We start from the raw sequence: 23,124 nt of genomic DNA, 5'->3' as shown, positions 1-23,124 counted from the left end.
CTTGTAGCTCTTGTCTTCCTACTCTATAGGCCATTAAAGCAGTCTTGGTCGGATAGCTTGTAGGAAAAATACTCAATGTCATGTCATCCCCCTATAATGCGCGCCGGTTTTTGGGGGTTGGTCATGAGTACAGAAGATCCACGTTTTGCCGGTGTAGCCCGGTTATATGGGCTGGAAGGCCTTGAACGACTGAAGGCGGCACATGTGGCGATCGTCGGTGTGGGCGGTGTCGGGTCCTGGGCTGCGGAAGCGATTGCGCGCTGCGGTGTGGGCGAAATTTCGCTGTTTGACCTGGATGACGTTTGCGTCAGCAACAGCAACCGGCAGTTGCACGCCTTGAGCACGACCATTGGTCGGGACAAGGTCGAGGTGATGGCCGAGCGTCTGCGTCAGATCAACCCGGACTGCATCGTTCACGAAGTCGCGGATTTCGTGACGCGCGAAACCATGGCCGAGTACATCACCCCGAATATTGACTGCGTGATCGACTGCATCGACAGCGTCAATGCCAAGGCGGCACTGATTGCCTGGTGCAAGCGCCGCAAGATCCAGATCATCACGACCGGTGGTGCGGGCGGGCAAATCGACCCGACGCTGATTCAGGTCTGTGACTTGAACCGCACGTTCAATGACCCGCTGGCCTCGAAAGTTCGTTCGACCTTGCGCCGCGACTATGGCTTTTCGCGGACCATGACGCGCCATTACAGCGTGCCATGCGTGTTCTCCACCGAGCAGCTGCGCTATCCCAAGCCGGACGGCAGTATTTGCCTGCAGAAGAGCTTTGTCGGTGATGGCGTCAAACTGGACTGCGCCGGTGGTTTTGGCGCGGTGATGATGGTGACGGCGACCTTCGGCATGGTCGCGGCCACCAAGGCGGTGGACAAAATCGTAGCGGGCGTGCGCCGGCCTTCGGAGCGGGTCAAGCCTGAATGAGTGCGATGCGGTCCTTGTAGTCGCTGACGAGGAACGAGACTGCGATTGGCTGCGTAGCAGTCATGAATTAGCCGTTCATGTGTAGCAGGAATCTCGAGGATTCTGGCTGTGCGGGGTGCTACTCATCCCGATCGCAGCCTCGTTCCTCGTCAGCGACTACAGGTATCGCTGCGGTTCAGCCTGCCAATTCCCGCATCCGCTGCAGCACGGCGTTCAAGCCATTGCTGCGCGACGGTGATAGCTGGCGGCTCAGACCTAGCTGGTCGAACCAGTCAGGCAAGTCAACCTGCTGCAGTTGCTCGGTGCTCAAGCCATTGACTCGCGCCAGCAGTAACGCCACCAAACCGCGAATCAGTCGCGCATCACTGCTGGCAGCAAATTGCCAATGTCCATCGACCCGTTCGCCCACCAGCCACACCTGGCTTTCACAGCCATGCACGCGATGAGCATCGGTTTTGTCGGCGTCGCTCAATGGCGCCAGGCGCTGGCCCCATTGCATGAGCAGGCGTGCGCGCTGCTCCCAGCCCGAGCAGTGCTCAAAACTGTCGAGTGCGGCCTGGGCGTCGGCGGGCAGGGTCATTGCAAAAGCTCCAAAGCCTGATCAAGGGCGTCGAAGAAGCGTTCCAGATCTTCCGAGTCGTTGTACAGCGCCAGCGAGACACGGATGGCACCGGCCAGCCCAAAGCTTTTCAGTAGCGGCATGGCGCAGTGATGCCCGGCGCGAACGGCAATCCCCTGTTCGGTCAACAAGTGGGCCAGGTCGGCGTTGTGCACGCCCTCAACCACAAAGCTGACCAGCGCCAAGTGTGGCGACCCGAGCAGTTGAATGCCTTGGCGCTGTTTCAAGCCATCGACCAGTAGCGCGTGCAGCGCTGCTTCGTGGGCTTGGACGGCGGCCTGATCGAGGTTGGCCAGGTAGTTTAGGGTTGCCCCCAGCCCGATCACGCTGGCAATCGGCGGAGTGCCAGCCTCAAACCCGAGCGGGGCGGGGCGGAAGGTGGCGTGCTGGTAGTCGGCTTCTTGCACCATCTCGCCGCCAAACTGCCAGTGCTGCAATCGGGCCAGTGCTTCGTGGCGACCGAACAGCACGCCCAGCCCGTCGGGACCGTAGAGTTTGTGGCTGGAAAATACGTAGAAGTCGCAGCCCAGCGCTTGCACGTCATGCCGGCCATGGACCACCCCTTGTGCGCCATCAACCACCGTCAGTGCATGTTGTGCCTTGGCCAGGGCCAACAGCGCGGGCAAGGGCTGCCACACGCCGAGTACGTTGGACAGTTGGCTCACGGCCAGCAGGCGGGTGCGCGGGGTGATCAGGCGAGCGGCCGCATCGAGGTCGATGACGCCATCGGCATCCAGTGGTAATACCACCAGATTCAGTTGTTTACGCTGGGCAAGCTGTTGCCACGGCAGCAGGTTGGCGTGGTGTTCCAGGGCGCTGATAACAATGTCATCGCCCGCATTGAATTGGTGCTCCAGGCCATAGGCCAGAAGGTTCAGGGCCGAGGTGGCGCCGTGGGTGAAAACGATTTGCCCGCATTCGCCGGCATTGAGCCATTGCGTCACTTTGTGGCGGGTGTTTTCGAATGCCTGGGTCGCGTGAGCGCCCGGCAGGTGTTGGGCCCTGTGCACATTGGCTGCGCCGTTGGCGTAGTAGTGCGTCAGTGCGTCGAGCAGGGCTTGGGGTTTTTGCGTGGTTGCAGCGTTGTCCAGATAAGTCTGGTCCTGACGTTGCAAGGCGGCGATGGCTGGGAAGTCAGCGCGCCAGGGAGAAGGCAAAAGCATGGTGTTCGGGCTCTGTTGACGAGGCTGGAAACCAGCCCCGTCAGTGGCAGATAAACGCTTAGTTGTGAGCGTGCAGTGCTTCGTTCAGCTCGATGGCCGACTTGTGGGTTTTGCATTCCACAGCGCCGGTTTGCGAGTTGCGACGGAACAGCAGGTCAGGTTGGCCTGCAAGGTCACGGGCTTTAAGTACTTTAACCAGCTGGTTGTTTTCGTCCAGCAGCGCCACTTTGGTGCCAGCCGTCAGGTACAGGCCGGATTCAACCGTGTTGCGGTCGCCCAGCGGGATGCCGATACCGGCGTTAGCGCCGATCAGGCAGCCTTCGCCCACCTTGATCACGATGTTGCCACCACCCGACAGGGTGCCCATGGTGGAGCAACCGCCGCCCAGGTCCGAACCCTTGCCGACGAATACGCCAGCCGAGACGCGGCCTTCAATCATGCCCGGGCCTTCGGTGCCCGCGTTGAAGTTGACGAAACCTTCGTGCATCACGGTGGTGCCTTCGCCGATGTAAGCACCCAGGCGAAGACGGGCCGCGTCAGCGATACGCACGCCTGCCGGCACCACGTAGTCGGTCATTTTCGGGAACTTGTCGACCGAGAACACTTCCAGCAGTTCGCCACGCAGGCGCGCTTCGAGTTGACGCTCGGCCAGCTCGCTCAGGTCGATGGCGCCCTGGCTGGTCCAGGCCACGTTCGGCAGCAGCGGGAACACACCGGCCAGGTTCAGGCCGTGGGGCTTGACCAGGCGATGGGACAGCAGGTGCAGCTTGAGGTAGGCCTCTGGCGTTGAGGTCAGCGCGGCATCTTCGGCCAGCAAAGTGGCGACCAGCGGCTTGTGGCTTTCGGCCAGACGGGTCAGCAGGGCTGCTTGAGCTGCATCGACCGGTTTAACGGCTTCAGCCATTTGTGCTGCTTGCGCGGTGGTAAAGGTGATTGCCTGATTGCCGCCGGTGTAGCCCAGGATTGGGGCTACGGCTGCGATCAGCTCGGCCGATGGATTGATCAGGGGTTGTGCGTAGAACACTTCCAGCCATGCGCCTTGACGGTTTTGGGTGCCGACGCCGAAGGCTGCGCTGAACAGGGTAGTAGACATGCAATTACCTCTTACAAAAATAAATGGGCGGTCGCTTAAAGAAGGGTCGCCGCATAAAGATCTGGCTTGAAGCCAATCAGGGTTTTGTCACCGAGATCGAGCACAGGGCGCTTGATCATCGAGGGTTGGGCGAGCATCAGTTCAATGGCTTTGGCTTGGTCGAGATCGGCTTTGCGTTCGTCGTCGAGCTTGCGAAAGGTTGTACCTGCGCGATTGAGCACCACTTGCCAGCCGTGCTCGTTGCACCACTGGGTCAGGTGTTCACGGTCAATGCCGCTGCTTTTGTAGTCATGGAAGTCGTAGCGCACAGCATGTTCATCCAGCCAGGTGCGAGCCTTTTTCATGGTGTCGCAGGCTTTGATGCCGAAAAGGTGCAACGTCTTGCTTGAATCGGTCACGGAAATTGCCCCCCTTGGAGATGCGTGAAAATGATCAGCCGCGGATTATGCCATGGGCAGCGTGCTTGGGCGTGGATGGCTTGAGCATCTCATGTTCTTGTGACATGTCGTCGCACTGCGACTTATGTTCAGGCTCCAGATGTATCGCCAGCGGCTACTATGACCTGCAATGCAAAAATGTTGCTAGCTGTGTCTAGTAGAAGCTGATTGTTTGGGAACCTTGTCGATATGCAAACCGCCTATACCGTCCTCATCCTGCTGATGCTGGTGGGAGTCTCGCGTCTATTGGGGCGTTTGATTCCCTTGCCTTTGCCATTGGTGCAGATTGCTGCTGGCGCTGTACTGGCCTGGCCGACCCTGGGCCTGCACGTGGCCCTGGAGCCAGAACTGTTCCTGTTTCTGTTCCTGCCGCCGCTGCTGTTCTCGGATGGCTGGCGCATGCCCAAACGCGAGTTCTGGCGCCTGCGCGGGCCGATCCTGACGCTGGCGGTCGGGTTGGTGCTGTTCACGGTGGTGGGTGCAGGTTATTTCATTCACTGGCTATTGCCGACCATCCCCTTGCCGGTGGCGTTTGCGCTGGCGGCGGTGCTGTCACCCACCGATGCCGTGGCGGTATCGGCCATCGCGCAAAATCGTTTGCCCGCACCCTTGATGCACATGCTTCAAGGCGAGGCATTGATGAATGATGCGACGGGCCTGGTGACATTCAAGTTTGCACTGGTGGCCGCCATTACCGGGGTGTTTTCCCTGACCAATGCCAGCCTGGCGTTTGTGCTGGTGGCGTGCGGCGGTTTGGCCATCGGTGTGGCCCTGAGCTGGCTGGTGGGGCGCCTGCGCTCGTGGATGATCGCCCGTGGCTGGGATGACCCGGCAACCCACGTGGTGTTTATGTTGCTGCTGCCTTTTGCGGCCTATGTGCTGGCCGAGCGCCTGGGCGCGTCGGGTATCTTGTCAGCCGTTGCTGCAGGGATGATGCAGAGCTGGCTGGACCTGTTGCCGCGCCAGACCAGCACCCGGATGCTTAACCGCAGTGTGTGGTCGCTGCTGGAGTTTGCGTTCAACGGTTTGATCTTTTTGCTGTTGGGCCTGCAACTGCCGGACATCATCAAGGCTGTGGTCCACCTGGAGCCAACACTGTGGCCCGCCTTGATGTATCGCTGTCTGGATGTCGTGGCGATTTTTCTGGTGTTGCTGGCGCTGCGATTTATCTGGGTACAGAGCATCTGGCGTTTGTCCGGCCTGTTGCGCCGCCTGCGAGGCAAGGGTGAGCTGACAATGGTGCCGACTGCACGCTCCTGCTGGCTCTTGACCGTCGGGGGTGTGCGCGGCGCAGTGACGCTGGCGGGTGTGATGTCCATACCGCTGTTACTGAACGAGGGGCTGGATTTTCCCGAGCGTGACCTGCTGATCTTTATTGCTGCGGGGGTGATCCTGCTGTCTCTGGTGGCGGCTTGCATTGCGCTGCCTTTGTTGTTGCGCGGGATTGAAAAAAGCCCGGACGATGCCATGCGCAATGAAGTGCGAGAAGCCTGGCGACGCACTGCCGAGGCGGCGATCCACGCGCTGGAAGCTGAAGACGTGGTCGAGGCAGTTGGGCAGCAGGATGCCGCTCAGGCAGCGTTGGCGGCTGAGTTGAAGGCGCGGATCATGTCCGAATATCGTCATCAACTTGAGGTGTATAACGACACGGCGCAGGCGCAGGAACTGGCGACCCAGATGGACCAGCTGGAAAGCCGGCTGCGACTCAAGGCGCTCAGGGCGCAACGGCTGGAGCTTTACAGCTTGAGACGTCATCACGAAATCGGGGATGACGCATTGAGCGAGATTCTCAAGGATCTGGACTTGAGCGAGGCCAATCTGGGGTCGGTGAAGTAATACACCAGCCTTGTGTGGGAGCGGGCTTGCTCGCGATTGTATCGCCGCGGTTTGTCAGTCAGACCGAGTTGATGGCATCGCAGGCAAGCCCGCTCCCACCGGTTTTATAGCGCCTTGCAGTGCCATTGTGTGGGAGCGGGTCAGTGTCGAGGGGTTCAGCCCCGGCGCTGGATAAAGTCGCGAATGCGCTCGGCGGCTTCTACGCACTCAGCCAGTGGCGCGACCAGTGCCATGCGTACCCGTCCTGCTCCAGGGTTGAAACCGTCGACTTCACGGGACAGGTAAGAGCCCGGCACCACGGTCACGTGCTCTTGCGCAAACAGGTCGCGGCAGAACCCGGCGTCGTCGCCTTCAACCCTTGGCCACAGGTAAAACCCGCCATCCGGGCGCTGTACGTCCAGTACCGGGGCCAGGATCGCCAGCACCGCATCGAATTTCTCGCGATACAAATCGCGGTTGGTGCGTACGTGAGCCTCGTCATTCCAGGCGGCAATGCTGGCCAGCTGGGCTTGTACCGGCATGGCGCAGCCGTGGTAGGTGCGATACAGCAAAAATGCCTTGAGGATCTCGGCGTCGCCCGCCACGAAGCCTGAGCGCAGGCCTGGCAGGTTCGAGCGCTTGGACAGGCTGTGGAACACCACGCAACGCTTGAAGTCTTCACGGCCCAGTGCCACGCAAGCGCTGAGCAGGCCCACTGGCGGCGTTTGCTCGTCGAAGTACAGCTCGCTGTAACACTCGTCGGCGGCGATCACGAAATCGTGTTCGTCGGCCAGGGCGATGAGTTTTTTCAAGGTGTCGAGGGGGATCAGTGCGCCGGTCGGGTTGCCCGGTGAGCACAGGAACAGAATCTGGCAGCGCTTCCAGGTCTCGGCCGATACCGCGTCGAAATCCGGGTTGAAGCCATGTTCGGCCAGGCATGGCAGGTAGTGCGGCTGGGCCCCGGCAAGGAAGGCTGCGCCTTCGTAGATCTGATAGAACGGGTTCGGGCTGACGACCAGTGCGTCGTCGCCACGGTTGACCACGGTTTGGGTGAAGGCGAACAGGGCTTCACGGGTGCCGTTGACCGGCAGGATATTGCGCGCCGGGTCTAGCCAGCCTTTTGGCACGTTGAAGCGACGCTCGGCCCAGCCAGCGATGGCTTCACGCAGCGCGGGGATGCCCAGGGTGGTCGGGTAGACCGCCATCTGGTCGAGATTGTCAGCCAGTGCCTTGGCCACGAAGTCCGGCGAGCGGTGTTTCGGTTCGCCAATCGACAGCGCAATCGGTCGCTTGTCGGCATTGGGCTGCACGCTGCCAAGCAGGGCGCGCAGTTTTTCGAACGGGTAAGGCTGAAGCTGGTTTAGAGCGTTGTTCATGGGGTGCGGGTCTCACTCGGCGGCGGTTAAATGCTAAGGCGCCACGGTTCTGGGGTTGAATCCTGGTTGACCGTCAGTTGTTCGACGATCGCTTCCTGCAGGCGCATGCACAGCTGTGGGTCGGACAACGGTTGGTTGTGTGCATCGGTAATGAAAAATACGTCTTCGACGCGCTCGCCCAGGGTGGCGATCTTGGCGTTTTGCAACGACAGGTCGAACTCCAGAAAGATCATCCCGATCCGGGCCAGCAGGCCCGGACGGTCTGGGGCGCTGAGTTCCAGTACGGTGACCGGGCGCTGGGCGTCGTTGTGGATTGTCACTTGGGGCGCGAAGGCAAAGTGTTTCAGTTGGCGCGGTACCCGGCGCTGGATAATGGTCGGGTAGTCGTCCGGGTTGCGCAGGGCTTCGGTCAGGCCCTTGCGGATTTTTTCAATGCGCGCCGGATCGTTGCCGATGGAGCCGCCGTCGTTGTCGAGCACGATATAGGTGTCGAGGGTGAACTGGCTGCTGGACGTGATGATGCGTGCGTCATGGATGTTCAGGTTGAGCTGGTCCATGGCCGCCACGGTCACGGCGAAGAAGTCGTGCTGATCGGGTGCATAGATGAAGATCTGCGTGCCGCCCTCGAACTCGCGCTGGGTGGTTTCCTTGATCAGCACCAGCGGCCCGCCATCGGCGGGCTGTTGCAGGATGGCTTCGGTGTGCAGGGCTACGTCGGCCGAGGTGTGGCGCAAGAAGTAGTCATCACCCAGCTGTGACCAGAGCTGCTCTACATCATCCTGATCGTTGCCATTGCGTACCAGGGTGTCCAGCGCAGCACTTTGGGTCTGGCGAATCTGTTCTTCGCGGTCTACCGGGTTTTCCAGGCCGCGACGCAAGGCGCGCTTGGTTTCGGTGTAGAGCTGGCGCAACAGGCTGGCGCGCCAGGAGTTCCATAGCGTCGGGTTGGTGGCGTTGATGTCGGCGACGGTCAGTACATAGAGGTAGTCGAGATGAGTTTCGTCGACCACGATCTGGGCAAAGTCATGGATGACCTGCGGATCTGACAGGTCTTTGCGTTGAGCGGTGGTGGACATCACCAGATGGTTTTGCACCAGCCAGACGATCAGGCGCGTGTCCCACAGCGGCAACTGGTGGCGAATGCAGAACACCTCGGCATCCACTGCGCCAATTTCGGAATGGTCGCCGTGTCGGCCTTTGCCGATGTCGTGGTACAGCCCGGCCAGATAGATCAGTTCGGGTTTTGGCAGCTTGGCCATCAGCTTGCTGGCCAGCGGGAATTTCTCTGATACCTGGGTGTATTGCAGCTTACGCAGGTGCTTGATCAGGTTCAGGGTATGGGCGTCGACCGTATAGATGTGGAACAGGTCGTGCTGCATCTGCCCGACGATAAAGCCGAATTCGGGCAGGTAGCGTCCGAGAATGCCGTAGCGGTTCATGCGGCGCAGGTTGCGGTGGATACCGATCTTGCACTTGAACAGCTCGATAAACAGGCTGGTATTGCGAATGTCTTTACGGAAATCGTCGTTGATCAGGTAGCGATGTTCGCGCAGCAGGCGGATTGTATCGGCCCGTACGCCCTTGATTTCAGGGTGTTGGGCCATCAGCAGGAAAATTTCGAGCATGGCGAAGGGCGTGCGCTTGAACACGTAGTCGCTGGTGGCTTCGATATAGCCATCGTGCAACTGGAAGCGTGAGTTCAAGGGCGTTGGCGGCGCTTCGTCTTCGGGAGCGAGGATGATCTCTTCGAAGTGCTGGATGATCAGGTCGCTGAGCTGGGCAATGCTCATGACCACCCGGTAGTACTGCTGCATGAAGTTTTCGATGGTTTGCTTGGCATCTTCGCCGGCAAAGCCCAGCAACTCGCCGATGCTGCGCTGATGATCGAACAGCAGGCGGTCTTCGGAGCGGCCTGCGAGCATGTGCAGGGCGTAGCGCACCTTCCACAAAAACTCCTGGGATGAGGCGAGCAGGGCGTGCTCGCTTTCGACCAGAAAGCCTTCGCCGGCCAGGGCGCGCAGGTTCAGGGTCCCGTACTGGCGGCGGGCTACCCACAACAGGGTCTGGATATCGCGCAGGCCGCCAGGGGAGCCTTTGACGTTGGGTTCCAGGTTGTATTCGGTGTCGTTGTACTTGTGGTGGCGAGCCTTCTGCTCGGCGCGCTTGGCCAGGAAAAAGTCTTTGCTGGGCCACATGTGCTCGGTGCTGGTGACGTCCAGCATGCGCTGGCGCAGATGCTCGGGACCAGCAACGGTGCGGCTTTCCATCAGGTTGGTGATGATGGTCAGGTCGGCACGGGCTTGCTCTGCGCACTCGGCCACCGACCGCACGCTCTGGCCGACTTCCAGGCCAATGTCCCAGAGAAGCGTCAGAAAACGCTCAATGGAATCGCGGAAAATTTCGTGGTCGGCGTTGTCCAGCAGGATCAGCAGGTCGATGTCGGAGTAGGGGTGCAGTTCGCCGCGGCCATAACCGCCGACTGCGACCAGAGCGATGTCCGCCTGGTCGCTCCAGGTGAACTGATCCCACGCCTGTTGCAGGATGTTGTCGACGAACCATGCACGATCTTCGATCAGGCGGCGAATATCGCGCCCTTTTTTGAAGCGTTCGTCGAGCACCTCGCGTGCCTGGCGGATCGCCTTTTTGAAAGCGGCAATGGGGCTTGCCTTTAATGCCAGCTCGGCCTGGAACTGGCCGCGGTCAAAAAGTTCTGGATCCACCTGCGGCATCGATTGGCATTCCTATCGTGGTTTTTTCTGTTTAAACGGTGGCAACAGGCAAGTATCAGGCCGAAACGCGCGGGATGGTGTCATCGCTGCGCAGGGTGAAGATCTCGTAGCCGGTCTCGGTCACCAGCAGGGTGTGCTCCCACTGTGCGGACAGCTTGCGGTCCTTGGTGATGGCGGTCCAGCCATCGCCCAGCACCTTGGTGTCGGCCTTGCCCTGGTTGATCATCGGCTCGATGGTGAAGGTCATGCCTGCCTTGAGCTCCATACCGGTGCCAGCGCGACCGTAGTGCAGGATTTGCGGTTCTTCGTGGAAGACCTTGCCGATACCGTGGCCGCAGAACTCGCGAACCACCGAGAAACCGTTCTTTTCAGCGTGCTTCTGGATCACTTCGCCGATATCGCCCAGGCGGCAGCCCGGTTTGACGATCTCGATGGCCTTGTACATGCATTCCTGAGTCACCTGCGACAGGCGCTCGGCCCAGACCGGTACCTTGCCGACGTGGAACATGCGGCTGGTGTCGCCGTGGTAGCCGTCCTTGATCACGGTGACATCGATGTTCAGGGTGTCGCCGTCTTTCAGGACCTTGTCGCCAGGGATGCCGTGGCACACCACGTGGTTGATCGAGGTGCAGATAGACTTCGGGAAGCCTTTATAGTTGAGCGGAGCAGGGATGGCGTGCTGCACGTTGACAATATAGTCGTGGCAGATGCGGTCCAGCTCTTCGGTGGTCACGCCGGGCTTGACGTGCTCGGCGATCATTTCCAGGACTTCGGCGGCCAGTTTGCCGGCGACACGCATTTTTGCGATGTCCTCGGGGGTTTTGAGGGTGACGGTCATTCGGGCTCTCTTCGCGCGTTGGCGCTCATCATCAGGATTGCGGGTGTGCTGTTTGTCGCTGCACACCGTCATAAAAACGCGATTCTAACAGACGGTCGGCGTTAATCATGGGCCTGTTGCCATCGCTTCTATTAATAGAATGGACAGTCTGGTTCTATTTCAGGGCCTGGGTAAAAAAGGTGCAGGTCCAATGAGTCAGATTTTGATCTGGTTTTTGATCTTTTCGTAAGGGCGCACCTGTAGAAAGCCGTGATGCATCGAATGGATATGTACTCAGTGGTGTTTGGAATATTTCAGTGGCGGCAGTAACATTGTCAGGTCAGCGGCAAGCGCAAAATCTGACGTAAACCCTTGCCATGCAACGGCTTGGCAATAAAATCAGAATCCGTGCTTCGTTTATTGACCATCTTGTGGTATAAAATGCGCCGCTTTGCGGGTATAGCCCGCAGAGCACAAACCCACACACGTGTCGACACGATGACCTGGGTGCCTTCAGCTTTGAAGCTGCTGGTTGGTCGTTGGGATACGTGGAGGCCTAACCCGACTTATTAAGGAACTATCATGTCCCAAGTCAACATGCGCGATATGCTGAAGGCCGGTGTGCACTTCGGTCACCAAACCCGTTACTGGAACCCGAAGATGGGTAAATACATCTTTGGCGCGCGTAACAAGATCCACATCATCAACCTTGAAAAAACCCTGCCAATGTTCAACGAAGCTCTGACTTTCGTAGAGCGTCTGGCCCAGGGCAAAAACAAGATTCTGTTCGTCGGCACCAAGCGTTCCGCTGGCAAGATCGTTGCTGAAGAAGCAGCACGTTGCGGTTCGCCGTACGTGGATCACCGCTGGTTGGGCGGCATGCTCACCAACTTCAAAACCATTCGTGCTTCGATCAAGCGTCTGCGTGACCTTGAAATCCAGGCAGAAGACGGTACTTTCGCCAAGCTGACCAAGAAAGAGGCGCTGATGCGCACTCGCGATCTGCAGAAGCTGGATCGTAGCCTGGGTGGTATCAAGGACATGGGCGGTCTGCCAGACGCTCTGTTCGTTATCGACGTTGACCACGAGCGTATCGCGATCACCGAAGCTAACAAGTTGGGTATCCCGGTAATCGGCGTTGTCGATACCAACAGCAGCCCAGAAGGTGTTGACTACATCATCCCGGGTAACGATGACGCAATCCGCGCTATCCAGCTGTACATGGGTGCGATGGCTGATGCTGTGATCAAAGGCCGTAACCACGTTGCTGGCGGCACCGACGTTTTCGTCGAAGAAGCTCCAGCTGCAGCGGTAGTTGAAGGCTGAGTAATTAACGCCTAGCGTTTACTCAGTACGCAAAAAGGGGGCTTGGCCCCCTTTTTGCCACCTCGAAATCCATTTGTTGTAACCATGTTTGTCGTATCTGTATCAGATGGCGACCTGCACAGTTGATTCGGGGTGCGCTTCAAACGAATTGAACGCCCGTTCGGTCGGGTGGAATGGTTGAAAACCTATCCAAGAGGAATTTTGAAATGGCAGAGATTACTGCAGCGTTGGTTAAAGAACTGCGTGAGCGTACTGGCGAAGGCATGATGGATTGCAAGAAAGCCTTGACCAAGGCTGGCGGCGACATCGAAAAAGCCATTGATGACATGCGTGCTTCGGGCGCCATCAAGGCAGCCAAAAAAGCAGGCAACGTTGCTGCTGAAGGCGCTATCGCAGTTAAAGTTGCGGACGACAACAAGTCGGCCGTCATTCTTGAAGTCAACTCGCAAACCGACTTCCTGGCTCTGCAAGAAGACTTCAAAAACTTCGTCGCTGCCAGCGTTGAAAAAGCGTTTGCTGACAAACTGACTGACGCAGCTCCGCTGATCGCCGCTCAAGAAGAAGCTCGTCTGATTCTGGTTGGTAAAGTAGGCGAGAACGTTAACATTCGTCGCCTGGCGCGCATCGAAGGTGACGTTGTTGACGCTTACCTGCACGGCAACAAGATCGGTGTTGTAGTGGCTCTGAAAGGCGGCAACGCTGAGCTGGCTCGTGACATCGCCATGCACGTAGCTGCAAGCAACCCTGAGTTCCTGCTGCCATCGCAAGTTTCCGCTGATGCTATCGAACGCGAAAAAACCGTGTTCATGAGCCTCAATGAAGACAAGATCAAAGGCAAGCCAGCAGAAATCGTTGAAAAAATGGTTGCCGGTCGCATCAGCAAGTTCCTGGCCGAAGCCAGCCTGGTTGAGCAAGCTTTCGTTAAGAACCCGGAAATCAAAGTCGGCGACCTGGCCAAGAAAGCCGGCGCTGAAATCGTTTCCTTCACTTACTTCAAAGTAGGTGATGGCATCGAGAAGCCAGTTGATGACTTCGCTGCAGAAGTTGCTGCACAAGTGGCTGCAAGCAAGCAATAAGACGGTTTACAACTGTCGACCCGAAGAGGCTGCCCGCTCACGCGCGCAGCCTCTTTTCAAATGGGAGGGGTTTTTCCCTTCTCGACGGAACCGGTTTGCAAAATCGTGTTCCGATGGTGCTGCTGTGCAGTACCACAGCTAGAGTATGCGCAGGCAGCAAAATGGCCTCGCACAGATTTTTAATAAAACGCGGCAGGAGAGATTCGCAATGGCTCAGCAGGGCAGTGGTTATCAAGCTCGCTATAAACGCATTCTACTCAAGCTAAGCGGCGAAGCCCTGATGGGCTCTGAAGAGTTCGGGATCGACCCCAAAGTACTCGACCGCATGGCGCTGGAAGTGGGCCAGTTGGTCGGCATCGGCGTTCAGGTAGGATTGGTAATTGGTGGTGGCAACCTGTTCCGTGGTGCTGCATTGAGCGCCGCCGGTATGGACCGTGTAACGGGCGACCATATGGGCATGCTGGCTACCGTGATGAACGCCCTGGCCATGCGCGATGCGCTGGAACGTGCGAATATCTCTGCCATCGTTATGTCGGCTATTTCCATGGTTGGCGTGACCGATCATTACGATCGTCGTAAGGCCATGCGCCATCTCAATGCCAAGGATGTGGTGATTTTCGCTGCGGGTACCGGTAATCCATTCTTTACGACGGATTCGGCGGCCTGCTTGCGCGCCATTGAAATCGACGCTGATGTGGTGCTCAAGGCAACCAAGGTTGACGGCGTGTATACCGCAGATCCATTCAAAGATCCCCATGCCGAGAAGTTCGATCATCTGACTTACGATGAAGTTCTGGATCGCAAACTGGGTGTGATGGACCTGACGGCTATCTGTCTGTGCCGCGACCACAAAATGCCATTGCGTGTATTTAATATGAACAAGCCTGGCGCCCTGCTTAATATTGTCCATGGCGGTGCTGAAGGCACTCTGATCGAGGAAGGTCAACAATGATCAACGAAATCAAGAAAGACGCTCAAACGCGCATGCAGAAATCGCTGGAATCCCTGGCCCATTCATTTGGCCAGATTCGTACCGGCAAGGCCCACCCAAGCATCCTGGGCAGCGTGATGGTGCCTTACTACGGCTCGGATACTCCGATCAGCCAGGTAGCCAACATCACGGTTAAAGATTCGCGCACCCTGCAAGTTGTTGCATTCGAGCGCAACATGCTTGGCGCAGTAGACAAGGCAATCCAGAGCGCGGGCCTGAACCTCAATCCGACCAACCTGGGCGAATTGTTGCTGATCTCCATGCCAGCTCTGACTGAAGAAACCCGTAAGGTTTTCGCCAAGCAGGCTCGTGACGCAGCTGAAGATGCGCGTATTGCCGTGCGCAATATCCGTCGTGACGCGTTGAGCCAGTTGAAAGACCTGGTCAAGGAAAAGGAAATCAGCGAAGACGAAGAGCGTCGTGCTGCTGATGACATTCAGAAGCTGACCGACAAGGCCGTGGCTGATATTGAAGTGGCCACCAAGCAGAAAGAAGCGGACCTGATGGCCGTATAAGGGTCAGGGCGTTTTATGGAAAAGACGAAGCAGGCTGATCCGTCATCTGTTCCGCGACATGTCGCGATCATCATGGACGGTAATAATCGCTGGGCGAAAAAACGCTTTATGCCGGGTGTTGCCGGGCATAAAGCAGGTGTGGATGCAGTTCGTGCGGTCATTGAGGTGTGTGTCGAGGCCAAGGTCGAGGTACTCACCCTGTTCGCGTTCTCCAGTGAAAACTGGCGGCGTCCTGCGGCTGAAGTCAGTGCCTTGATGGATTTATTCTTCAGGGCACTGCGTCGTGAGGCCAAGCGCCTCAACGAAAACGAGATTAGTCTGCGGATCATCGGCGACCGCTCACGCTTTCATCCCGACTTGCAAAAGGCGATGCGTGAAGCGGAAGAAATGACGGTGGGCGAAGGTCGCTTTGTCTTGCAGATTGCCGCTAACTACGGTGGTCAGTGGGACATTGCCCAGGCTGCGCAGCAACTGGCGCGTCAAGTCCAGGCAGGCCACTTGCAGCCTGAGGACATTTCGCCGGAGTTGCTGCAAACCTGTCTGGTAACGGGCGATCTGCCTTTGCCTGACCTGTGTATTCGCACCGGTGGCGAGCATCGCATCAGCAATTTCTTGCTGTGGCAGCTCGCCTATTCCGAGTTGTACTTCTCCGACCTGTTCTGGCCGGACTTCAAACACGAGGCCATGCGTCATGCATTGGCTGATTTCGCTTCTCGCCAGCGCCGCTTCGGTAAAACGAGCGAGCAGGTTGAGGCTGGAGCCCGGATTTAATGCTTAAACAACGAATCATCACTGCACTTATCTTGCTGCCAATTGCCTTGTGCGGCTTTTTCCTGCTTGAGGGTAGCGGCTTTGCGCTGTTTATAGGCCTGGTCGTTACCTTGGGGGCCTGGGAGTGGGCCCGTCTTGCAGGTTTTGAGGCTCAATCTGCACGGGTTTTATTTGCAGCGGTAGTGGCCTTGCTGCTCTTTGGTTTGCACATTTTTCCTGATCTGGCGCCGTGGGTGCTGGGTGCGGCGGTGTTGTGGTGGGCGCTGGCAACCTTTCTGGTGCTGACCTTTCCGCAATCCGCTGTGCATTGGTCGAGTATTGCAACCAAGCTGGTGATTGGCCTGTTGATCCTGTTGCCAGCCTGGCAAGGTCTGGTTTTGATCAAGGCGATGCCGTTGGGCAATTGGCTGATCATGGCAGTGATGGTTCTGGTGTGGGGCGCAGATATCGGCGCTTATTTTTCAGGTCGCAAATTTGGCAAGCGCAAGCTCGCCCCTAAAGTCAGCCCGGGTAAAAGCTGGGAAGGTGTTTTTGGCGGTCTGTTACTGAGCCTGCTGATCACCGCTGCAGTAGGTATTGTGCGTGACTGGAGCGCCTCACAGATGTTTGCTGCGCTGGTAGGTGCTGCCTTGATCGTACTGATTTCGGTGGTGGGTGACCTCACAGAGAGCATGTTCAAGCGCCAGGCCGGTGTTAAAGACAGCAGTAACCTGCTGCCGGGCCATGGTGGTATTCTGGATCGCATCGACAGCCTGACGGCGGCGATCCCTGTATTTGCTGTATTGCTGTGGATGGCTGCCTCATGAGTCGTCCACAACAGATTACTGTTCTGGGGGCTACGGGTTCCATTGGCCTGAGTACCCTGGATGTTATTGCGCGTCACCCTGATCGTTATCAGGTATTTGCCCTGAGTGGCTACAGTCGTCTCGCCGAGTTACTGGCCTTGTGCATCAAGCACAGGCCTCAGGTTGCTGTGGTGCCCCATGAAGGTGCTGCCGTCCAGTTGCAGGCAGATCTGCGCGCTGCCGGGCTCAACACCGAGGTGTTGGTGGGTGAGGAGGGCTTGTGCCAGGTGTCGTCTGCCCCTGAAGTCGACTCGGTGATGGCGGCAATCGTCGGTGCTGCAGGTCTGCGCCCGACGCTGGCAGCGGTCAATGCCGGCAAGAAGATCCTGTTGGCCAACAAAGAAGCGCTGGTGATGACGGGCGACCTGTTCATGCAGGCTGTGCGTCGCAGCGGTTCGGTTTTGCTGCCTATCGACAGTGAACACAACGCGATCTTCCAGTGCTTGCCGCAAGACTTTGCGCGGGGACTGGGTAATGTGGGCGTTCGTCGCATTTTGCTGACGGCGTCTGGTGGCCCTTTCCGTGAAACACCGCTGGCAGAGCTTGAGCACGTCACGCCGGATCAAGCCTGCGCTCATCCCAATTGGTCGATGGGGCGCAAGATTTCCGTAGATTCTGCGAGCATGATGAACAAGGGGCTGGAGCTGATCGAGGCGTGCTGGTTGTTCGATGCCCGGCCGGATCAAGTTGAAGTGGTGATTCATCCGCAGAGCGTGATTCATTCATTGGTTGATTACGTGGATGGCTCGGTACTGGCGCAGTTGGGTAATCCGGATATGCGAACACCGATTTCCAATGCCCTGGCCTGGCCTGAGCGTATTGATTCGGGTGTTGCACCACTGGATCTTTTTGCGGTCGCGCGGCTGGACTTCGAGCGTCCTGACGAGCAACGTTTCCCTTGTTTGCGTTTGGCTCGAGAGGCTGCGCTGGCAGGCAATAGCGCCCCGGCGATGCTCAATGCGGCAAACGAGGTGGCAGTGGCTGCCTTTTTGGACGGGCGCATCCGTTACCCACAGATCGCCCGTATCATCGAAGATGTATTGAATAGCGAGCCTGTGGTTGCCGTAGATGAATTGGAAGCGGTATTTGCCGCTGACGGCAAAGCCCGGATGCTGGCTGAACAGTGGTTGAGTCGTAACGGCTAAAAGTGGTGATTGCCGGACCCGGACAGAATCGCGGAGAAAGTAGATGAGCGCGCTCTATATGATTGTTGGCACCCTGGTGGCATTGGGGGTGCTGGTCACTTTTCATGAATTCGGTCACTTTTGGGTGGCGCGTCGTTGCGGCGTCAAGGTTCTGCGTTTCTCCGTGGGCTTCGGTACGCCTTTGCTGCGCTGGCATGATCGCCAGGGCACCGAGTTTGTTGTCGCAGCCATACCGTTGGGCGGCTACGTAAAAATGCTCGACGAGCGTGAGGGCGAAGTACCGGCCGACCAGCTCGACCAGTCTTTCAATCGCAAGACCGTGGGTCAGCGCATTGCCATCGTCGCGGCGGGGCCAATTGCCAACTTCATGTTGGCGATGGCCTTTTTCTGGGTGCTGGCAATGATGGGCAGCCAGCAAGTGCGCCCTGTCATTGGTTCGGTAGAGAGCGGCAGTCTGGCGGCCCAGGCCGGTTTGGCAGCGGGTCAGGAAATCATTTCCATTGATGGCGAGCCGACGACGGGCTGGTCCAACGTTAATCTGCAACTGGTTCGCCGTCTGGGTGAGAGCGGTTCTCTGCAGGTTGTTGTGAGTGAGCCGGGCTCCACCGCCCAGGCCTCGCATCAGCTTGTATTAAAAGATTGGCTCAAGGGCGCTGATGAACCGAACCCGATCACCTCTCTGGGGATTCATCCGTGGCGCCCCGAGTTGCCTGCGGTTCTGGCGGAGCTGGATCCGAAAGGTCCTGCCCAGGCTGCCGGGCTTAAAGCTGGCGACAAACTGCTGGCGATGAACGATCAGGCTATCAAGGATTGGCAGCAAGTCGTGGACTGGGTGCGTGTGCGTCCAAGCAGTCGTGTTGTGCTGCACGTCGAGCGCGATGGCGTCCCTGTTGATATTCCTGTCACGCTGGCTGCTCGGGGCGAAGGCAAGGACGCTACGGGTTACCTGGGAGCCGGGGTTAAAGGTGTCGACTGGCCACCAGCGATGATCCGGGAGGTCAGTTACGGCCCGCTTGCTGCAATCGGGGAAGGGGCAAAACGTACCTGGACCATGAGCATATTGACGCTCGACTCACTCAAGAAAATGTTGTTCGGTGAGCTCTCGGTAAAAAACTTGAGTGGACCGATAACCATTGCTAAAGTGGCGGGCGCTTCTGCCCAGTCGGGTGTTGCGGATTTCCTGAATTTTCTGGCTTATCTGAGCATAAGCCTGGGGGTTCTGAACTTGTTGCCCATACCAGTACTGGATGGGGGGCATTTGTTGTTTTATCTGATCGAGTGGGCGCGTGGTCGTCCCTTGTCGGATCGGGTACAGGGTTGGGGAATGCAGATCGGTATCAGTTTGGTGGTCGGGGTGATGTTGCTTGCCTTGATCAACGATTTGGGCCGTCTGTAAACGCTTCGCTGAATTGCGAATCTGCCGCATTTTGCGGCAGTTTGTTTATTGCCAGTTGGAATAAGAAAGGACTTCATGAAACGTCTGCTGCTAACTGCGGTTCTCGCCGTACTGATGATCGCCGAAGTTCACGCCGAGTCCTTCACTATCTCTGATATCCGTGTCAACGGGCTCCAGCGGGTTTCCGCCGGTAGCGTGTTTGGTGCGTTGCCCCTGAACGTGGGTGAGGTAGCGGATGACCGCCGTTTGGTGGAATCCACTCGTGCGTTGTTCAAAACCGGGTTCTTTCAGGATATCCAACTGGGTCGTGATGGCAACGTGCTTGTTATCACGGTTGTCGAGCGTCCTTCTGTCTCCAGCATCACCATTGACGGGAACAAGGCGATCTCCACTGATGACCTGATGAAAGGTCTTAAACAGTCGGGGCTGGCCGAAGGTGAAATTTTCCAGCGCGCTACCCTTGAAGGTGTGCGTAACGAACTGCAACGTCAGTATGTTGCCCAGGGCCGCTACTCGGCGACTGTCGACACCGAAGTGGTGTCCGAGCCGCGTAACCGCGTTGCCTTGAAGGTCAACATCAACGAAGGCACTGTTGCCGCTATCCAGCACATCAACGTGGTGGGCAACACGGTTTTCCCGGAATCTGACCTGGTTGACCTGTTCGAGCTCAAAACCACGAACTGGTTGTCGTTCTTCAAGAACGACGACAAGTACGCACGTGAAAAACTGTCGGGTGACCTTGAGCGCCTGCGCTCTTACTACCTCGATCGTGGCTATATCAATATGGATATCGCTTCGACCCAGGTTTCGATCACTCCCGACAAGAAAAGCGTCTACATCACCGTCAACGTGAATGAAGGCGAGAAATACAACGTCGGCGAAGTGAAACTGAGCGGTGACCTCAAGGTTCCGGAAGACCAGATCAAGTCGCTGTTGCTTGTTCAGCCGGGCCAGGTGTTCTCGCGCAAGCTGATGACCACCACCTCCGAGCTGATTACCCGTCGCCTGGGTAACGAGGGTTACACCTTCGCCAACGTTAACGGCGTACCTCAGCCAAACCCTGAAAATCACACCGTTGCCATCACCTTTGTGGTTGATCCGGGCAAGCGTGCTTACGTAAACCGCATCAACTACCGCGATAACACCAAGTCGGAAGACGAAGTGCTGCGTCGCGAAATGCGTCAGATGGAAGGTGGCTGGGCGTCGACTTACCTGATTGATCAGTCCAAGGTCCGCCTCGAGCGCCTGGGCTTCTTCAAGGAAGTGAACGTCGAAACCCCGGCAGTACCGGGTACTGACGATATGGTGGACGTAAACTACGCAGTTGAAGAACAGGCGTCGGGTTCGATCACTGCAAGCGTCGGTTTTGCCCAGAGCGCCGGTTTGATCCTTGGCGGCTCGATCACCCAGAACAACTTCCTGGGTACGGGTAACAAGGTCAGCCTTGGTTTGACGCGCAGCGAATACCAGAGTCGCTACAACTTCAGCTACGTTGATCCGTACTGGACTGCTGATGGCGTGAGCCTGGGTTACAACGCGTTCTACCGCACCACCGACTACAAAGATCTCGACGTTGACGTAGCAAACTACTCGGTGGACAGCCTGGGCGCTGGTATCACCATGGGCTACCCGATCAGCGACACATCGCGTCTGACCTACGGCTTGACTGTGCAGCAGGATGAAATCAGCACGGGTCAGTACACCGTTGACGAGATTTTCGACTTCGTAAACCGTGAAGGTGACAAGTACCTCAACTTCAAGGCGTCGGTTGGCTGGTCTGAGTCGACCCTGAACAAAGGTGTATTGCCAACTCGCGGCAGCTCGCAAAGCCTGGTGCTCGAGACGACAATCCCGGGCAGCGACCTGCAGTTCTACAAACTTGATTATCGCGCCCAGTTGTTCCAGCCGTTGACCGATACCTACACCATGCGTCTGCACACAGAGTTGGGCTATGGTGATGGTTACGGTTCGACTGCGGGCTTGCCGTTCTACGAGAACTACTACGCTGGTGGTTTCAACTCGGTACGTGGCTTCAAGGACAGCGCTCTTGGCCCTCGCAGTACGCCAAGTACCGGTAAAAACCCGGGCACCATTGCTGACCCGGACCAGGACCCGCTGCCATTTGGTGGTAACGTGCTGATCCAGGGTGGTGTCGAGGTTCTGTTCCCTATGCCGTTTGTGAAAGACCAGCGTTCCCTGCGTACCTCCGTGTTCTGGGATGTGGGTAACGTGTTTGACACCAACTGCAAGGGCGAAACCAAGGATTGCGATATCAGCTTCAGCAATATGGCCAGTTCTGTTGGTGTTGGTGTGACCTGGGTGACTGCGCTTGGCCCGTTGAGCTTTAGCTTGGCCATGCCGATCAAGAAACCGGATGACGCAGACACTCAAGTGTTCCAATTCTCCCTCGGCCAGACTTTCTAAAGCCTGACCTTAGATACAGACAACGGATTTTTTAGGAGTGCATCGTGCGTAAGTTGACTCAATTGGTTCTCCTGGCTTCGGTTTTGGTAGCTGGCCCGGCTTTCGCCGATATGAAAATTGCCGTACTGAACTATCAGATGGCTTTGCTTGAATCGGACGCTGCCAAGCGTTATGCCGTAGATGCCGAGAAGAAATTTGGCCCGCAACTGACCAAGCTCAAAAGCCTGGAAAGCAGCGCCAAAGGTATTCAGGACCGCCTGGTGAAGGGCGGCGACAAAATGCAGCAGGGCGAGCGTGAGCGTCTGGAGCTTGAATTCAAGCAAAAGGCCCGTGACTTCCAGTTCCAGTCCAAGGAACTGAACGAAGCCAAAGCCGTTGCTGACCGCGAAATGCTGAAACAGCTGAAGCCAAAACTGGACAGCGCTGTTGAAGAAGTCATCAAAAAAGGCGCCTTTGACCTGGTGTTCGAGCGTGGTGCTGTGATTGATGTTAAGCCTCAGTACGACATCACTCGCCAAGTTATCGAGCGCATGAACCAGCTGAAGTAATTATGACTGCGACTATAAAACTCGGCCAATTGGCCGAGTTCCTCGGCGCCACCTTGCGTGGCTCTGCGGAGAAAGAAATCACTGGGCTAGCCACTTTGCAAGAGGCTGGCCCAGCTCAGTTGAGCTTTCTGGCCAACCCCCAGTACCGGAAATTTCTCGTCGATTGCCAGGCTGGAGCTGTATTGCTCAAGGCTGCTGACGCCGAAGAGTATGTCGGTGATGCCCTGGTTGTACCTGATCCTTACCTGGCATATGCACGCATCTCCCATCTGTTCGATCCCAAGCCCAAGGCGGCTGCCGGCGTTCATCCAACGGCGGTCATTGCTGCTGACGCGGTGGTTGACCCTGCGGCGAGCATTGGTGCTTTTGCCGTGATCGAAAGCGGTGCTCGCATCGCTGCCGGTGTCACGGTCGGACCTCATTGCTTCATCGGGGTTCGTTGCGAAATTGGCGAAGGCGGCTGGCTGGCTCCACGAGTGACGCTCTATCACGATGTCCGCATCGGCAAGCGAGTCGTCATCCAATCAGGTGCTGTGCTGGGAGGCGAAGGTTTTGGCTTTGCCAATGAGAAGGGTGTTTGGCAAAAAATTGCGCAAATCGGTGGCGTGACCATCGGTGATGATGTCGAAATCGGTGTCAATACCGCTATCGATCGCGGTGCTTTGGCTGACACGCTGATCGGTAATGGCGTCAAGCTGGACAACCAGATCCAGATCGCGCACAACGTTCAGATCGGTGACCATACGGCTATGGCCGCCTGTGTAGGGATTTCCGGTAGCACTAAAATCGGCAAGCACTGCATGTTGGCGGGGGGGGTCGGTTTGGTGGGGCACATTGAAATTTGTGACAATGTGTTCTTGACTGGCATGACGATGGTGACCCACTCGATTACCGAGCCTGGCGCCTACTCTTCCGGCACCGCCATGCAGCCAGCCGCTGAGTGGCGCAAAAGTGCGGCACGTATTCGTCAGTTGGACGATATAGCCCGGCGGTTGAAACAACTGGAAAAGCGCGTCGGTAAGTGACCCCCGACGGTAATGCTTCTTCAAAAGGCTAATACAATTTCCATATCAAGCATGCAGAGCCTCTGGTTTGCTTCCTTGAT

19 protein-coding genes and 1 pseudogene are annotated in these 23,124 nt (G+C 57.4%); 13 read left to right on the top strand and 7 right to left on the bottom strand.

The features are described 5' to 3' along the window. Positions 1 to 123: 123 nt before the first annotated feature. Positions 124 to 933 carry a tRNA cyclic N6-threonylcarbamoyladenosine(37) synthase TcdA gene (tcdA, locus tag VSQ83_RS18590; RefSeq protein WP_133077736.1) on the top strand — a complete coding sequence of 270 codons (810 nt, stop codon included), beginning with the start codon at positions 124 to 126 and terminating at the stop codon, positions 931 to 933. 175 nt (positions 934 to 1,108) lie between these two features. On the opposite strand, the gene VSQ83_RS18585 is transcribed toward tcdA, so the two are convergent. Genes VSQ83_RS18585 through VSQ83_RS18570 form a run of 4 tightly spaced genes read right to left on the bottom strand, consistent with a single transcriptional unit; the run spans position 1,109 to position 4,152 of the window. Continuing rightward, positions 1,109 to 1,513, bottom strand: coding sequence for a SufE family protein (locus tag VSQ83_RS18585; protein ID WP_133077735.1), 405 nt, complete (start codon positions 1,511 to 1,513; stop codon positions 1,109 to 1,111). Continuing rightward, positions 1,510 to 2,715, bottom strand: a complete 1,206-nt coding sequence (locus tag VSQ83_RS18580) for an aminotransferase class V-fold PLP-dependent enzyme (RefSeq protein WP_219261629.1) — start codon at positions 2,713 to 2,715, stop codon at positions 1,510 to 1,512. Before VSQ83_RS18580 ends, VSQ83_RS18585 begins: the two co-directional genes overlap by 4 nt. A 58-nt stretch (positions 2,716 to 2,773) precedes the next feature. Then, on the bottom strand, positions 2,774 to 3,808 hold the full coding sequence (gene dapD, locus VSQ83_RS18575) for a 2,3,4,5-tetrahydropyridine-2,6-dicarboxylate N-succinyltransferase (RefSeq protein WP_133077733.1): 1,035 nt from the start codon (positions 3,806 to 3,808) through the stop codon (positions 2,774 to 2,776). A gap of 35 nt (positions 3,809 to 3,843) precedes the next feature. Then, entirely contained in the window at positions 3,844 to 4,152 is a 309-nt protein-coding gene (locus VSQ83_RS18570) for an arsenate reductase (protein WP_326427735.1), read from the bottom strand. Positions 4,153 to 4,434: 282 nt separating this feature from the next. On the opposite strand from VSQ83_RS18570, the gene VSQ83_RS18565 reads away from it, so the two are divergent. After that, complete coding sequence (locus tag VSQ83_RS18565; RefSeq protein WP_133077732.1) at positions 4,435 to 6,081, top strand: Na+/H+ antiporter; 1,647 nt, start codon at positions 4,435 to 4,437, stop codon at positions 6,079 to 6,081. Positions 6,082 to 6,236: 155 nt separating this feature from the next. Here the strand turns inward: VSQ83_RS18565 and dapC are convergent, their stop codons facing one another. The 3 genes from dapC to map are packed head-to-tail and all read right to left on the bottom strand — an operon-like array spanning position 6,237 to position 11,075. Further along, positions 6,237 to 7,436, bottom strand: a complete 1,200-nt coding sequence (gene dapC, locus VSQ83_RS18560; RefSeq protein WP_326427313.1) for a succinyldiaminopimelate transaminase — start codon at positions 7,434 to 7,436, stop codon at positions 6,237 to 6,239. A 26-nt stretch (positions 7,437 to 7,462) separates the two neighbouring features. Next, on the bottom strand, positions 7,463 to 10,165 hold the full coding sequence (locus tag VSQ83_RS18555) for a [protein-PII] uridylyltransferase (RefSeq protein ID WP_326427312.1): 2,703 nt from the start codon (positions 10,163 to 10,165) through the stop codon (positions 7,463 to 7,465). 55 nt (positions 10,166 to 10,220) lie between these two features. Then, positions 10,221 to 11,075, bottom strand: a complete 855-nt coding sequence (gene map / locus VSQ83_RS18550) for a type I methionyl aminopeptidase (protein WP_326397448.1) — start codon at positions 11,073 to 11,075, stop codon at positions 10,221 to 10,223. Positions 11,076 to 11,564: 489 nt separating this feature from the next. Between map and rpsB the strand changes: the two genes are divergently transcribed. The 11 genes and pseudogenes from rpsB (at position 11,565) to lpxD (ending at position 23,076) form a co-directional block, all read left to right on the top strand. After that, positions 11,565 to 12,308, top strand: coding sequence for a 30S ribosomal protein S2 (gene rpsB, locus VSQ83_RS18545; RefSeq protein ID WP_016781981.1), 744 nt, complete (start codon positions 11,565 to 11,567; stop codon positions 12,306 to 12,308). 206 nt (positions 12,309 to 12,514) lie between these two features. Further along, positions 12,515 to 13,384 (top strand): translation elongation factor Ts, encoded by an 870-nt coding sequence (tsf, locus tag VSQ83_RS18540; RefSeq protein WP_133077728.1) that lies wholly within the window; start codon positions 12,515 to 12,517, stop codon positions 13,382 to 13,384. A 208-nt stretch (positions 13,385 to 13,592) separates the two neighbouring features. Beyond that, on the top strand, positions 13,593 to 14,336 hold the full coding sequence (pyrH, locus tag VSQ83_RS18535) for a UMP kinase (protein ID WP_003440426.1): 744 nt from the start codon (positions 13,593 to 13,595) through the stop codon (positions 14,334 to 14,336). Further along, the gene (frr, locus tag VSQ83_RS18530; RefSeq protein ID WP_019822187.1) at positions 14,333 to 14,890 is read left to right on the top strand and encodes a ribosome recycling factor; all 558 of its coding nucleotides are present in this window, start codon (positions 14,333 to 14,335) and stop codon (positions 14,888 to 14,890) included. Before pyrH ends, frr begins: the two co-directional genes overlap by 4 nt. 15 nt (positions 14,891 to 14,905) lie before the next feature. Then, positions 14,906 to 15,661 carry a polyprenyl diphosphate synthase gene (uppS, locus tag VSQ83_RS18525; RefSeq protein WP_133077727.1) on the top strand — a complete coding sequence of 252 codons (756 nt, stop codon included), beginning with the start codon at positions 14,906 to 14,908 and terminating at the stop codon, positions 15,659 to 15,661. Next, entirely contained in the window at positions 15,661 to 16,467 is an 807-nt protein-coding gene (locus VSQ83_RS18520; protein ID WP_326427311.1) for a phosphatidate cytidylyltransferase, read from the top strand. The genes uppS and VSQ83_RS18520 overlap by 1 nt, the downstream gene beginning before the upstream one ends. Next, positions 16,464 to 17,651: a 1-deoxy-D-xylulose-5-phosphate reductoisomerase gene (ispC, locus tag VSQ83_RS18515; protein ID WP_133077725.1), complete on the top strand. Its 1,188-nt coding sequence runs from the start codon at positions 16,464 to 16,466 to the stop codon at positions 17,649 to 17,651. The genes VSQ83_RS18520 and ispC overlap by 4 nt, the downstream gene beginning before the upstream one ends. A 43-nt stretch (positions 17,652 to 17,694) precedes the next feature. After that, positions 17,695 to 19,047, top strand: coding sequence for an RIP metalloprotease RseP (rseP, locus tag VSQ83_RS18510; RefSeq protein WP_326427310.1), 1,353 nt, complete (start codon positions 17,695 to 17,697; stop codon positions 19,045 to 19,047). Positions 19,048 to 19,122: 75 nt separating this feature from the next. Next, positions 19,123 to 21,471 (top strand): outer membrane protein assembly factor BamA, encoded by a 2,349-nt coding sequence (gene bamA / locus VSQ83_RS18505; protein ID WP_326427309.1) that lies wholly within the window; start codon positions 19,123 to 19,125, stop codon positions 21,469 to 21,471. 44 nt (positions 21,472 to 21,515) lie between these two features. Beyond that, a complete protein-coding gene (locus tag VSQ83_RS18500) occupies positions 21,516 to 22,019 on the top strand; it encodes an OmpH family outer membrane protein (protein ID WP_003440444.1) in 504 nt (167 codons plus the stop codon). A 2-nt stretch (positions 22,020 to 22,021) separates the two neighbouring features. Continuing rightward, positions 22,022 to 23,076, top strand: a pseudogene (lpxD, locus tag VSQ83_RS18495) (UDP-3-O-(3-hydroxymyristoyl)glucosamine N-acyltransferase). The last annotated feature ends 48 nt before the right edge of the window (positions 23,077 to 23,124 follow it).

It is taken from the genome of Pseudomonas sp. DSV-1 (assembly GCF_035830915.1).
Classification (GTDB): Bacteria; Pseudomonadota; Gammaproteobacteria; order Pseudomonadales; family Pseudomonadaceae; genus Aquipseudomonas.
This window is presented reverse-complemented; position numbering and strand designations above follow the sequence as displayed.

Bases quoted from the DNA above. Each gene is read 5' to 3' on its own strand.
- VSQ83_RS18585 (WP_133077735.1), bottom strand. From the start codon at position 1,513: ATGACCCTGCCCGCCGACGCCCAGGCCGCACTCGACAGTTTTGAGCAC.
- VSQ83_RS18565 (WP_133077732.1), top strand. From the start codon at position 4,435: ATGCAAACCGCCTATACCGTCCTCATCCTGCTGATGCTGGTGGGAGTC.
- VSQ83_RS18580 (WP_219261629.1), bottom strand. From the start codon at position 2,715: ATGCTTTTGCCTTCTCCCTGGCGCGCTGACTTCCCAGCCATCGCCGCC.
- VSQ83_RS18555 (WP_326427312.1), bottom strand. From the start codon at position 10,165: ATGCCGCAGGTGGATCCAGAACTTTTTGACCGCGGCCAGTTCCAGGCC.
- frr (WP_019822187.1), top strand. From the start codon at position 14,333: ATGATCAACGAAATCAAGAAAGACGCTCAAACGCGCATGCAGAAATCG.
- tcdA (WP_133077736.1), top strand. From the start codon at position 124: ATGAGTACAGAAGATCCACGTTTTGCCGGTGTAGCCCGGTTATATGGG.
- VSQ83_RS18520 (WP_326427311.1), top strand. From the start codon at position 15,661: ATGCTTAAACAACGAATCATCACTGCACTTATCTTGCTGCCAATTGCC.
- dapC (WP_326427313.1), bottom strand. From the start codon at position 7,436: ATGAACAACGCTCTAAACCAGCTTCAGCCTTACCCGTTCGAAAAACTG.
- ispC (WP_133077725.1), top strand. From the start codon at position 16,464: ATGAGTCGTCCACAACAGATTACTGTTCTGGGGGCTACGGGTTCCATT.
- dapD (WP_133077733.1), bottom strand. From the start codon at position 3,808: ATGTCTACTACCCTGTTCAGCGCAGCCTTCGGCGTCGGCACCCAAAAC.
- pyrH (WP_003440426.1), top strand. From the start codon at position 13,593: ATGGCTCAGCAGGGCAGTGGTTATCAAGCTCGCTATAAACGCATTCTA.
- map (WP_326397448.1), bottom strand. From the start codon at position 11,075: ATGACGGTGTGCAGCGACAAACAGCACACCCGCAATCCTGATGATGAG.
- tsf (WP_133077728.1), top strand. From the start codon at position 12,515: ATGGCAGAGATTACTGCAGCGTTGGTTAAAGAACTGCGTGAGCGTACT.
- VSQ83_RS18570 (WP_326427735.1), bottom strand. From the start codon at position 4,152: ATGAAAAAGGCTCGCACCTGGCTGGATGAACATGCTGTGCGCTACGAC.
- uppS (WP_133077727.1), top strand. From the start codon at position 14,906: ATGGAAAAGACGAAGCAGGCTGATCCGTCATCTGTTCCGCGACATGTC.
- bamA (WP_326427309.1), top strand. From the start codon at position 19,123: ATGAAACGTCTGCTGCTAACTGCGGTTCTCGCCGTACTGATGATCGCC.
- rseP (WP_326427310.1), top strand. From the start codon at position 17,695: ATGAGCGCGCTCTATATGATTGTTGGCACCCTGGTGGCATTGGGGGTG.
- rpsB (WP_016781981.1), top strand. From the start codon at position 11,565: ATGTCCCAAGTCAACATGCGCGATATGCTGAAGGCCGGTGTGCACTTC.